Source organism: Actinobaculum sp. 352 (assembly GCF_003957265.1).
Taxonomy (GTDB): domain Bacteria; phylum Actinomycetota; class Actinomycetes; order Actinomycetales; family Actinomycetaceae; genus Asp313.
Window position 1 is genome coordinate 319297 of the sequence record NZ_RQSN01000002.1, and the last position, 13010, is coordinate 332306.

Sequence of the window (13010 nt, forward strand, 5' to 3'; positions counted from 1 at the left end):
CTCCCATGGATGAAGAATCGGATAGCCGCGCACTCATCATCGTTGACGTTCAGCCCACTTTCTGTGAAGGCGGTGCCTTAGCAGTCGACGGCGGAAACGCCACCGCGGAGCGGATTGCAGACTTTGTCACCGACAATGCCGATGAATACGACTTGATAGTCACCACGCAGGATTGGCATATCAACCCCGGCAAACATTTTTCCGATGAACCGGACTTTGTTGATACGTGGCCGCCACATGGCGTCGCCGGAACCCCTGAGGCAGAACTGCATGAGGCCGTGGCCTCGCTACCCATCGATGTGTCGGTGAAGAAGGGCGAATACGCGGCGGCATATTCGGGTTTTGAGGGTACCGATGCAGACGGCCGCACTCTGGAGGATATCCTGCGCGATGCCGATATTCGTGCCATCGATGTGGTTGGCATCGCTGAATCGCACTGCGTGAAAGAAACGGCATTGGATGGCCTCAAGGCGGGGTGGCCGGTGCGCGTATTCTCCGATCTGACTGTGCCTACCAGTGAAGAGCTGGGCGAAGAGGCGCGAGCAGAAATGGATGAAGTCGGCGTCGAGCAGCTGCTCTCCAGCGAGGCCTTTGGTTTCTACGAAGAAGGCGAGGACGTAGCCATCCCCGGCGATGACGGCTACGGTGACGACGGTTATGGCGCCGAGCGTGACGGGTTGGACAGCGACGTTGACGATGACTTTTACGACGACGACCTGGACGGCGACTACAGCGATGACGAGGGCGATTTTGACGACGATCTCTTCGGAGACGATGACGCAGACGCCGCGGACGATGAGTACGACGATGAAGATTTCGACGACGAGGACTTCGCCAATCTGAATCCGCCCACAGACCTCGCCTCCCGCATCACATCGGGATTGTTCGGGCCCGGTGGAACAGGCCGCTCGGGTGGGGATGTCGATGTCGATCTAGAGGACGATTTCGATATCGACGAAGATGCGGACTTCTCCGATGAGGTCAGCGAGGAGGACTTCGACTTCTCAGATATAGATTTCGATCCGCGCGAGCTTTAGCACGCCTCGCTCTAGCCAAGCCTCGCTCTGGCCTAAACTCCAGTTGGTTTTTGCCTTCTACGTTCAAGGGCTACAGCTAGGTCTCCGTCACGAATTCCTCGAAGTCGGATCGGTCACGCCGAAGGCGGCCAGAACGTCCCGCTGTAGCCTGATCAGCAGGTTCCTGAGGAGTTTCACGGTCGCCGTTGTCCGTCTGCCGACCCCGCATTATTGCGGGCTTGTTATCGACACAGTACCAAGTCACTTGAGTCGCCTACGCCCCGTCCACAGTTCACCGGGCTCTCCGAGCATCCCCGGCCCGCAACACGCGCCCCGTCATCACATCCTGAGCCTTCCCAATCAACGCGACGAATCCGACGCCTACCGCCTCGTCTCCGGACGGCAGCCCGTCGTGTAACCGATCGAGAAGCCGCGATTCTCACGATTCATAATGACGGAGACATGCCCGCCATCTTCCTCGTTAAACAGATTCACCGAGAAGGCAACGTCATGGCTGACATCGACCTCGTAGGTAAACCCATAGACAGCGGCTTCCTCCCGCACAATCTGCATGGCCACCTCAAAATCCTCATCAGAAAGACCCGAGTTTGGCACCATGCCCTGAACGTTAACAGCGTCACCGCCACGATCATTGCCATCACGGCAAGAGGACCGCGTCGGACCATCAATCCGATCCCACTTAAACGGCCCGAACTCCGCGTCAATCCGCTCCCGCATCCGCGCAGCCGCACCCAGCAACTGCTCCTGCGCCGTCGCCAAATCAACCCGCTCCGCAAACGGCTTCGACCCATTATCTTGAATAAACATGCCATCTCCCTGCTGACCCGCACCACAGGCAACCAACCCAACAGACGACACGACCACCGCTAAAACCAGCCAAACGAACCGGCGACGCGGCCTGCAAGTTTGCACTCGCAGACCCCAACCAAACCAACAAGACGAACGCCGCGATCCACCAGAAAAGCTGCGGGCACCCTCACGCATCACAACCCCGCCCGCAGTTCACCGGGCTCTCCGAGCATTCCCGGGCCCGCCACGCATCCCCGGCCCGCAACACCCGCCCCGTCATCACGTCCTGAACCTTCCCAATCAACTCGACGAATCCGACGCCGACCGCCTCGCCTCCGGACGGCAGCCCGTCGTGTAGATTATTGAGAAGCCGCGATTCTCACGATTCATAATGACAGACACATGCCCGCCATCTTCCTCGTTAAACAGATTCACCGAGAACGCGATGTCATCGCTGACATCTACCTCGTAGGTAAACCCATAGACAGCGGCCTCCTCCCGCACGATCTGCATGGCCACCTCAAAATCCTCATCAGAAAGACCAGAATTATGTATTGTTCCCTGCCGATTGATCGAATCACCGCCACGATTGTTGCCGTCCCGGCACGAGGACCGTGTCGGACCATCTATCCGATCCCACTCGAACGGCCCGAACTCCGCGTCAATCCGCTCCCGCATCCGCGCAGCCGCACCCAGCAACTGCTCCTGCGCCGTCGCCAAATCAACCCGCTCCGCAAACGGCTTCGACCCATTATCTTGAATAAACATGTCATCTCCCTGCTGACCCGAACCACAGGCAACCAACCCAACAGACGACACGACCACCGCAAAAGCCAGCCAAACGAACCGGCGACGACGCCCGCAAGTTTGCACTCCCAGACCCCGACCAAACCGACGGGACGAACGCCACCCACCAGCAAAACCGCGAGCACCCTCACGCATCACAACCACACCCGCAGTTCACCGGATCCTCCAAGCATTCCCGGGCCCGCCACGCACGCCCCGTCATCACGTCCTGAACCTTCCCAATCAACTCTGCTAATTTGATGCCGACTGCCGCGGCGACGGACGACAGCCTGTGACATAACTGATCGAAAAACCACGGTTCTCGCGAGTCATAATGACAGACACATGCCCGCCCTCTTCCTCGTTGAACAGATTGACCCAGAACACCACCTCGTCACTGACATCTACCTCGTAGGTAAACCCATAGACAGCAGCCTCCTCCCGCACGATCTGCATGGCCACCCCAAAATCCTCATCAGAAAGACCAGAATCATATATTGTGCCCTGACTGCTAATATCCGTGCCACCACGATTGTTACCGTCACGGCAAGAGGACCGCGACGGACCATCTATCCGATCCCACTTAAACGGCCCGAACTCCGCGTCAATCCGCTCCCGCATCCGCGCAGCCGCACCCAGCAACTGCTCCTGCGCCGTCGCCAAATCAACCCGCTCCGCAAACGGTTTCGACCCATTATCTTGAATAAACATGTCATCTCCCTGCTGACCCGAACCACAGGCAACCAACCCAACAGACGACACGACCACCGCAAAAGCCAGCCAAACGAACCGGCGACGCGGCCTGCAAGTTTGCACTCCCAGACCCCAACCAAACCAACAAGACGAACGCCGCGATCCACCAGAAAAGCTGCGGGCACCCTCACGCATCACAACCCCGCCCGCAGTTCACCGGGCTCTCCGAGCATCCCCGGCCCGCAACACGCGCCCCGTCATCACATCCTGAGCCTTCCCAATCAACGCGACGAATCCGACGCCTACCGCCTCGCCTCCGGACGGCAGCCCGTCGTGTAACCGATCGAGAAGCCGCGATTCTCACGATTCATAATGACGGAGACATGCCCGCCATCTTCCTCGTTAAACAGATTCACCCAGAATACCACCTCGTCACTGACATCGACCTCGTAGGTAAACCCATAGACAGCGGCTTCCTCCCGCACAATCTGCATGGCCACCTCAAAATCCTCATCAGAAAGACCCGAGTTTGGCACCATGCCCTGAACGTTAACAGCGTCACCGCCACGATCATTGCCATCACGGCAAGAGGACCGCGTCGGACCATCAATCCGATCCCACTTAAACGGCCCGAACTCCGCGTCAATCCGCTCCCGCATCCGCGCAGCCGCACCCAGCAACTGCTCCTGCGCCGTCGCCAAATCAACCCGCTCCGCAAACGGCTTCGACCCATTATCTTGAATAAACATGTCATCTCCTCGCTGACCCGAACCACAACCAGAAAACAACAGAACCAGCACCAACGGCACGATTGCCAGTGCCAGCCGTGGACATCGCCCTTCCGAACCCACGGCTCTTGGACGACCGTACCTCCTGCGGTGGTTTCTCATCCCGCTTGTCCTGCAACAATCCTTGTAATGTTCTTATAAGAAGTAGATCCTTCGTCCCAGTATGACGAATGAGAGTCCCAAGGCCATTTCGGGCCTCCTGCGCTCAATTCGGTGATGTTAGGATCTGTAAGCGGATCGCTTCCCAAGAGCCCTGGTGCCCCACTAAGGTGCACGTTGCCTACATACGTAACCGGATCAGTAACATTCCCGAGCGCATACCCACTTTCGGTATTCATGTCCCATCCAGGTTCGGTCCCCGGAGAGCCAAAAACCCCGTAGCTCGTGGCTACACCCGGTCGCACCTGTGCTAAAGCTTTGGATAAGGTCGTTGACCCATAAGAATGGCCCAGTGGAATCTGTTCCACTCCAGAACTTCCCGTGCTGTCGGTATTACGCGAGTCTGCAATTCCTTCTAGAAAAGGCGTAAGGTCATCTGCTCCAGCCACTGCCCGGTCAGCGCTTGCTGCTGCGATAAGATCCGGTGGAGCGTCATATCCTATCCAGCCAATAGCTGCCACTGTTTCGCCATTATTCAGCATGCGCTCAGTATCGGCTTTCAGGCTAGTCATATTTCGAGTGATCCCCTCCATATCGCCCCTCACTGTCGTCGTCATCCCCGGCACAAAGGTTGTCACACGATCCGCAGTATCAACATTGCCCACTGCGATTGCCGCATGTGTCATCTCGCGTCCGGTTTCCCCTGTTCGAGGAGGCTCATAAACAAGCAATTGAGTTTCCACATCTCCTTGGTCGAGTGCGTTCCTGATAGCCACCATGTCCGCGTATCGTTCATATTTCGCCTCTTCCTCCGGAGTCAGTGTCAGCTTCCGACCGCTGTAAATCTGGCGCCCTAATTCGACCACCTCTGGGCCATACAGTGCAATATCCTCTTCCAAATTTCTTCGATTAGCCTTATCCCGCGCCCAGCCATCAACACCGTCCAGATTGCCGAGTTCCCGCGGGTAGTCGTCAATCATCTTCGCCTGCTCTCCGTCGGTGAGAGCCTCCCACCACGCGGCCACTTCCTCTGTCGAAGCGCCTACAGGCGGGGAGTCAGCTAAACCGGGGGTGTCCGACATATCTTCGATCTGGCTGACTTTACCTTGAAGGACTCTATCTAAGGCAGCCTTGTAGGCCTCATCGACCTCACGTGCCTTTGTGAGTGCCTTGCCCACTGCGATCTCCGTATCAGACATGGCCTCTTGGCGATCCAAGGCCTCCAAATCAAAAGCTGCGGTTGGATTGCGCAGATACTCAAGCACATCCTCAATAGTGGGCGACGTACCTGCTGCGAGTGGGTCGCTAACCACCCCAGAAGAATCGATGTGAAACCCGTAAAAATCCGCCCGCGAGTTCGCTTCATTGACAAGCAACTGAACCTCGCCCACGCCGTCTTGTGCCGCGGACGTCGCAGTGATGAGATCACCAATATGCGCCAGCAGAAGCTCGCACGAGTCCTCCAGCTCGTCCCGCCGCGACTGCGCGGCCGTGGCGCCCGCCCCCGACCATCCCGACTTCACGTCGATATCAACGATGTTCCCTCCCGACGACATCGCCCTACCACGCGCACGGAACAGATCATCTAATGCCGGGTCGAGGCCAATGCTCTTCCATAATTGGATATCGCTCCATGTCACCATCAGCCTTCCACCACCTTGTCAAACGCGGCGAAGTCGATACTCGTCTTGTTGTCTGCGGCCGTATACGACTCCATTGCACTTGTCAATGCTGTGGAGTACTCGGTCAACGCCTCCGACAGTTTCTTCGCCATCGCGTCCACGGCTTCCCCAACCGGCGACGTCGAGTCGAGCGCCGAGGCCCCGGGCATCCCGGTCGAAACATCCGTCATACCGCCGGTAATCTTCACACCCGCTACATCATCGCTAGCGTTACCGGCGTTTGACGCGGCAGCCGATAGACTCGCCCTATCTACGTACAGTTCTGACATGACTTTCCCTCACGGTCTGCCTATTCGTTATCTCAGTGCCGCGTACAGGCTGCGATCATCCGTCCACCACGACGGCGAGCCGCCCCGAACACCGGGCGCCCTCCCAGCGGTGAGCCGGTGAGTGCTGCCAGCACTGCAACTGATCACCACTCTACCGTAGTAATCCGCTGCACACCAGAAGACGACATGCCGTATCAAATATGAGTGCGAAGCGCTACGCAAGGCATGCCATCGAGCATCCACCAGCGCGTATTCCTGACAACACTGCTCGCTACCAAGACCGCCCGGGCGGGCAACATACCGACCACGCTCACTCGCAGGCACGAAATCGTGCACATCTTCTGCACTAGCGAGTGCAGGACCCGGGCGATGGTGGAGGTTCTATGTCCTCAAACCTGGCGATTGCTTCCTGTCGAGCAGGACCCGGGCGATGGTGGAGGTTCTAGGCGCCTCGCGTCGGTGCGCAGAGTGCGGCGTCGTACAACTCTCGTTTACGTATGCCGACGCGTGCAGCTACATGCGCCGCCGCGTCCTTCAAGCGCAGACCCGCCTTCTCCAGGGTAAGAACCTCCTCAACCGCTGCCGTCATGTCGCTTTCGCCGGGCTGTGCGCCCGCCACCACGATCACAATTTCACCGAGTACATCGTGATCGAAACGCACGGCAAGCTCCCCCAGCTGCCCGCGCGCAATTTCCTCATACGTCTTGGTGAGTTCGCGGCACACACATGCGGGCCGAGCGGAACCGAAGACCTCCGCCATCGCATTTAGCGTTGCGGGAAGCCGGCGCGGAGACTCGAAAAACACCATCGTGCGTTCCTCTCCGCCGAGGTGACCGAGCCGATTGCGCAGTTCTGCATCCTTACGCGGTAGGAACCCTTCAAAACAGAAGCGATCCGTTGCCAGCCCGGATACGGCCAGGGCACATAGCACTGCCGAAGGACCGGGAACCACGGTAACGGGCACGCCGCTGTCCGCCGCCCGTCTCACTAGACGATAGCCCGGATCGGAAACTGCTGGCATCCCGGCGTCGGTGACCACCAAAACCCTCTGCCCCTCCTGGGCCAGTTGCACAAGGTAAGGTCCCCGCTCGGCCTCATTGTGCTCGTAGTACGAGAGAACGCGGCCTCCAACCGTCACATTCAATCGGTCGGCAAGATTAAGGAAACGTCGCGTATCCTCTGCGGCGACGACGTCGGCCCTGGCCATCTCTTCGCGTAGTCGCGGCGATGCATCGCCGTCGTTCCCAATCGGTGTTGCCGCTAAAACGATGGTTCCCGTCATGGGTCAACTATCGCATGTCGGCACGTTAACATGCGCGAATCACCCCGCCCACCGCCGGCTTCAAAGCACGATGCGCAGCGGAGAAACACGCCCCGCAACGCGCCGCCCGGGCAGGCCAACGCACGGCTCTTTCGCGTCGAGCAGTGAAGGCCGGTAGACTCGCGCCTGTGACCGAGCACAAGACGATCGATGAAAACGCACCCGATCGGAATCTCGCCGGCGATGGTCCCACAACCGGTGGCATGGCTGAGGCGAGACCTGACGCTGCCCGAAGAGCAGACAAACACACCGGCAGGAAGCTACACACGCCTTGGGGATCCATGCCGGGTACTCGTCCCCGTACTCGCCTAACTCCGGAGCGCGCTCGCCGCTACGAGGACGAGTTGCGTGGGCGCCTCGGGCTGCTTCCGCTGGGCGTCGTCGTGCCGCGCCGTCTGCGTATCCAGGGATGGATAGCAACCGTGCTCACCGGCCTCATCGCCTTTATCACCCGCTTCTGGAACCTCAATCATCCCCACGCGCTGGTGTTCGATGAGACGTATTACGTCAAAGAAGCATTTTCGCTGTACAAGCAGGGCTTCGAAGGCAGTTGGACCGGCGAGGGCTCGATCATCAACGAGATGTTCGTCAATGGCGACTACTCCGCACTATCGGCCACCAATGCGGAGTATGTGGTCCACCCTCCTTTTGGAAAATGGCTGATGGCCATCGGTCAAGCGCTTTTCGGGAGCGACAACGGAGCAGGCTGGCGCTTCACCACCGCTGCGCTCGGCGTGCTTGCCGTTATGCTTATTACCCGAATTGCGCTGCGCATGTTCCGCTCGCCTTGGATTGCCGGTTTCGCGGGCGTGGCAATGGCCCTTGACGGTATGGGCATCGTTCTTTCTCGCACCGGGATCCTGGACAATATCCTCGCCTTCCTCGTACTTGCCGGATTCTGGGCGGTGCTGCGTGATCGCGATGCCTCGCGTGCAAAACTCGCTCACCGGGTCGCCTACGGGTACTTCACACTTAAGGGAAAGCCGCGCGATCCCTGGGGTCCGAGCACTCGCTTCCGTCCGTGGCTTTTGCTGGCGGGCGTCCTGCTGGGCCTATCCTGCGGCGTGAAATGGTCGGGTATCTACGCCGTTGCTGTTTTCGGGCTTCTTGTTCTCTTCTGGGGCATCGCCGCTCGGCGAGCGGTCGGCACGCGACTTTGGTCTGGCGCTGGTGTTTTCCGCGAGGGTTTCCCCGCCTTTTTCGCGCTTGTCCCAACCGCGCTGCTTGCCTACCTCGGAGCGTGGACTTCCTGGTTCCTCAACCCCAACTCTTTTGATCGCGACTGGGTAGCCAACGAACTCAACCCGGCAACAGAATCGAAAGCGCTCTCCTGGGCGCCCGACATCATCAACAATTTCATCCACTACCACCAGCGAATGTGGGACTTCCACCACGGGCTCGACTCAGCGCACACCTATCAGTCGCAAGCGTGGCGCTGGCTCTTCCAGGGCCGCCCGGTCTCCTTCTACTGGGAGGGCACCGACTCGGAGTTGACCTCGTGCGATTCCTCCGGTGGCTGTGTGCAGGCAATTACTTCGGTGGGCAACCCCGCAGTGTGGTGGTTGGCGCTTATCGGTCTTCTCGTCGTCATCTGGGCGCTGATTCGGCGGCACGATTGGCGAGCAGGCGCGATTCTCGCGGGTTATCTGGCTACCTGGGCCCCGTGGCTGACTTACGTGAACCGAACGATTTATCAGTTCTACGCCGTCGCGGTGCTGCCGTACGTGGTACTTGCCCTGGCCTTTGGGCTGGCACATTTAGTGGGGGCGTTGGCTCCGGCGCACTCTCCCGCAGTCGGTTTGCCGAGAGCGCCCGTAGGCGATGATGCCGACGACGACGCCACCGAGGAAGGCGGGGAAAATGAAACCGATAATCGAGTCGCCAACGGCACAGGAGACACCCGGGAACCCGACGGCGCCATCGATGCGGCCGATGGCGCCGTGGATGATGCAGATGATGCAATGGGTTCCGAGACAACGGGTGCAGAGACGTCGGGGGCAGGGCCTTCGGGTGTGGCGGCTTCGGGGGCGGAGACGTCGGTCGCAGAGCCTTCGGGCGCAACGGGTCCCGAGATAACGAGCACAAAGACATCGGGAACAGCCCTCGCGAGTGCAGCGGCTTCCGAGACAGCGGGTGCGGAGACGTCGAGTGCACAGCCTTCGGGTACAGCGGCGTCGACCCCCTTTGCAGGCGCAGCCTATGGACTTGCGCGCAGCTCTTCTATGGACGGTAATAGCTACTCCGTCGAGCAGGAAGATGCCAGCAGTGCTACGGACAGCTCCCTTCCTAGCGACGCATACCTCGGCGTCGGAGAAGGACCGGGCGGCGTCCCCAGCGGCACCGATACCAAGACCGGCGCAGCCACGCCGTTGGACCATGCGCGCAGCACCCAGCCAGATTTCGGCGCGGGTGCCGTGGACCCCGTGCCGGGCCCAGCTCCGTTCGGTCCCTATTCACCGAGCCCTACACCTGGAGCGCCAGGTCTGACTCCGGCGCAGCAGTTCATGGTGCAACTGGACGCAGACGTGCCGCCCCCACCGCCGGAGAAGCCGCGCGACTGGTGGTTGCCACGGCGGGCCACCAGGTCAGCCAAAGTGGCCTTCGGCGTCGTGCTCGGCGTGATCACCGTTTTCGCGGCGTTCTGGTGGCCTATCTGGACCGGGCAAACCGTGCCGTACACCTTCTGGCATATCCACATGTGGCTGCCCAGCTGGGTGTAGCGCCAAGAAGGCTGCAGTACCAAGGCGTTGCTCCGGGAAGGGTGGGGGTGCGCCAGGTGTTGCTCCAGGAAGGGTGCCGCCGCGGGTGGGGTTGTAGCGCCGAGTTGGGTGTAGCGCCAAGGTGTTGCCGCCAAGGTGTAGCGCCGAGCCGGGTGGGTGTGCGCCAGGAATGTGGCGCACACGGCTGCCGGGCTCGGCACCGGTGCTCTGTCACCCCGATCGCTGTCCGACTCCAGCCACACGACAGCCAAGAAATGTAGGGAATGTGAAGAAGTAGAGCCAAATTCACGACACTTCTCGAAAAACCCTACACTTCTTACAAACCACCCTGCCGGTAGGCGGAAAGGCCACCCTGCAGGTAGGCGGAAAGGCCGCCCTGCCTGCGGCGAGAAGGACTGCCCTGCCGGTAGCCAGTAGGCAGTAGGCGGGGCACGAAACGAAGGTCCTACCCGCCCGCAACGGTGTCAGTCCCTGCATGGGCGATCACTGCCCCTTGCACGAGCGTTCGCTATCCAACGCGTGGGCGTTCATTGTCCTCTGCAAGGGTGTTCACTGTCCAAATCCCGTCCAAACGAGAGGAACCCGACCTCGTCGTACCGAGAAATCCGCGGAGCTCCGCCGGTTCGTATATCGATCGAATCGACTTATCGGCCGTTTGGACGGGATTTGGACACGCGCAGTCCTAGCGCACGGCGCTCCACCCCAACACCACCCACACCACACAACTAACACACCAGGAACAAGAGCGAAGAAGTGTCGGGCTCATCAAGAAGTAGAGGCAAATTCTCGACACTTCTCGAAAAACCCGACACTTCTTACAGCATGCAGCGCCCCGGTACGGCCGCGCTCGGCGCCAGTGCCCTGTCACCCCGATCAACGTCCGACTCCAGCCACACGACAGCCAAGAAAACAGCCAAGAAATGTAGGGAATATGAAGAAGTAGAGGCAAATTCACGATACTTCTCGAAAAACCCTACACTTCTTACAAACCACCCTGCCGGTAGGCGGAAAGGCCACCCTATCGGCCCCCAGGAGCACCACCCTGCCAATAGCCGCTAGGCAGCAGACGGGGCTAAGACGAAATCAGGCACGTCACCTGTCATACCCCGGAATTCGCGCCGTAGCGCGTAAGAATAAGCGCATGGTGCGCGCCCACGTCTCCGTCCCAACGCTGCCCGGCGCCTGAATTCCCATCGCACGCTGCACCGCGATTGTCTGTGACTCCGTGTACTTCAGAATGCCCTCCGCGCCATGCCGTCTACCCAGGCCGGAGTTCTTCATCCCGCCCATGGGTGCAGCCAGCGACGCCCACGCGGCGGTGTACCCGTCGTTGATATTGACCGTTCCCGCCTGAATCTGCCGTGCCATTGCCCGCCCATACCGAACATCCCGAGTCCAAATCGACGCATTGAGTCCATACGGCGTGTCATTAACGGAACGGATCGCCTCGGCGTCGTCGGCAAATGGGTAGACGGCGACGACGGGTCCGAAGGTTTCCTCGCGGTAGACCCTCATCTCTTCCGTGACCCCGGTGAGAACCGTGGGTGCGAAAGCCGTTGGCCCAATGGCGGGCAGCGGCGTGCCACCCGCGAGCGCAACCGCTCCTTTAGCCAATGCCTCGTCTACATGCGCCCGTACTTTCTCGAGTTGCCGACTGTCAATCAGCACGCCGAGGTCAGAATCCCAATCAAGTCCGGTACCAACCCGCAGTTCATTAACAGCCTCCGCGAAGGCGGGGACGAAGCGATCCCACACGGCACGGTGAACGTACATTCGTTCAATAGAGATGCACAGTTGGCCGGCGTTGGAGAAGCACGCCTTGATCGCACCGCGCACACTGCGCGCAATATCGGCGTCGCCGCGCACAATAAGCGCATTCTTTCCGCCCAGCTCCGCCGACGCTCCGATCAGCGCACCTGCCGCCTGAGCGGCGACTTTCGCTCCCACCTGAGACGACCCGGTGAACATGAGGTAGTCGGCCTCGTCAACCAGCGCCGCCCCCACCGCGGAACCCGATCCGATAACCACCTGGAACAGATCGGGATCAAGGCCGGAACGTACCAGCAAATGCCGCGCGGCCAGGGCGGTGTACGGCGTGAGACTGGCCGGTTTGACGACGACGGCGTTGCCCGCCGCAAGGGCCGGAATCGCATCGGAAACCGCCAGGGTAAGCGGATAATTCCATGGCGCAATAACCGCTACTAACCCCTTCGGGTGGCGGTGGATCTGGGTGTCAGTGAGCAGCGGAATTGCGCCTCGGCGCCGCCTGTCAGCCAGATGCCGAGCCGCAGTGTTCGCGTAATAGCGAGCCGTCATCGCCGTATCAGCGAGCTCTTCGAACGCGTCGGCGCGGGCCTTCCCGCTTTCCCACTGAATGAGGTCGAGCAGGGCGTCCTGCTCACGCCATACCAGGGTTTGATACGAGCGCAGCACTCGCACACGCTGACTGATCGGGGTCGCCGCCCATGCCTGCTGCGCCACTCTCGCGCGGCGTGCTGTTTCTGCAATGTCCTGCGGAGTCGCCACCGGTAATGCCCCGATGCGGCTGCCAGTCAGCGGTGAGTAGACGGCCAATTTCGCCGCAGTATCCGGCTCCGGTGTCCCAATGAGTTGCCGGAGCGCTCGCCGCCCGCGTTCATCCACATTCTCCTGTGCGTGGGCGTAACTCTCCCGTGCTTGTGAGCTGCTCTCCTGTGCCTGCGAGCTATTCTCCCGCGCGTGCACGCCGCTCTCCTGTGCCTGCGAGCTATCCTCCCGCGCTTGCGCACTATTCCTCGCATCAGCCGCCTTCGCCTCGACTCTGCCGATTCTCTCCGCCATACGCTC

At 60.2% G+C, this 13010-nt stretch carries 9 protein-coding genes and 1 pseudogene; 2 read left to right on the top strand and 8 right to left on the bottom strand.

Annotated elements, in window-relative coordinates; genetic code table 11:
• Window positions 1-5 precede the first annotated feature (5 nt).
• A pseudogene (locus tag EKN07_RS13170) lies at window positions 6-593 on the top strand (isochorismatase family protein); the annotation flags it as partial.
• Between the two features lie 804 nt (window positions 594-1397).
• On the opposite strand, the gene EKN07_RS03490 reads toward EKN07_RS13170, so the two are convergent.
• From EKN07_RS03490 to rsmI, 7 genes are all read right to left on the bottom strand, one after another.
• Window positions 1398-1844, bottom strand: coding sequence for an LppA family lipoprotein (locus EKN07_RS03490; RefSeq protein WP_164546584.1), 447 nt, complete (start codon window positions 1842-1844; stop codon window positions 1398-1400).
• Window positions 1845-2126: 282 nt separating this feature from the next.
• Window positions 2127-2594: an LppA family lipoprotein gene (locus tag EKN07_RS03495; RefSeq protein WP_164546585.1), complete on the bottom strand. Its 468-nt coding sequence runs from the start codon at window positions 2592-2594 to the stop codon at window positions 2127-2129.
• A gap of 270 nt (window positions 2595-2864) precedes the next feature.
• Window positions 2865-3323, bottom strand: coding sequence for an LppA family lipoprotein (locus EKN07_RS03500; RefSeq protein ID WP_164546586.1), 459 nt, complete (start codon window positions 3321-3323; stop codon window positions 2865-2867).
• A 284-nt stretch (window positions 3324-3607) separates the two neighbouring features.
• Window positions 3608-4054 (bottom strand): LppA family lipoprotein, encoded by a 447-nt coding sequence (locus EKN07_RS03505; RefSeq protein ID WP_164505426.1) that lies wholly within the window; start codon window positions 4052-4054, stop codon window positions 3608-3610.
• A gap of 137 nt (window positions 4055-4191) precedes the next feature.
• The gene (locus EKN07_RS03510; RefSeq protein WP_108715028.1) at window positions 4192-5835 is read right to left on the bottom strand and encodes an alpha/beta hydrolase; all 1644 of its coding nucleotides are present in this window, start codon (window positions 5833-5835) and stop codon (window positions 4192-4194) included.
• Window positions 5835-6143, bottom strand: a complete 309-nt coding sequence (locus tag EKN07_RS03515; RefSeq protein WP_108715027.1) for a hypothetical protein — start codon at window positions 6141-6143, stop codon at window positions 5835-5837. The genes EKN07_RS03510 and EKN07_RS03515 overlap by 1 nt, the downstream gene beginning before the upstream one ends.
• Before the next feature lie 442 nt (window positions 6144-6585).
• Window positions 6586-7425, bottom strand: coding sequence for a 16S rRNA (cytidine(1402)-2'-O)-methyltransferase (gene rsmI, locus EKN07_RS03520; protein ID WP_108715026.1), 840 nt, complete (start codon window positions 7423-7425; stop codon window positions 6586-6588).
• Between the two features lie 167 nt (window positions 7426-7592).
• On the opposite strand from rsmI, the gene EKN07_RS03525 reads away from it, so the two are divergent.
• Entirely contained in the window at window positions 7593-10184 is a 2592-nt protein-coding gene (locus EKN07_RS03525) for a phospholipid carrier-dependent glycosyltransferase (protein WP_240611345.1), read from the top strand.
• A 1092-nt stretch (window positions 10185-11276) separates the two neighbouring features.
• Here the strand turns inward: EKN07_RS03525 and EKN07_RS03530 are convergent.
• The gene (locus EKN07_RS03530) at window positions 11277-13004 is read right to left on the bottom strand and encodes a succinic semialdehyde dehydrogenase (protein WP_108715024.1); all 1728 of its coding nucleotides are present in this window, start codon (window positions 13002-13004) and stop codon (window positions 11277-11279) included.
• Between the last annotated feature and the right edge of the window lie 6 nt (window positions 13005-13010).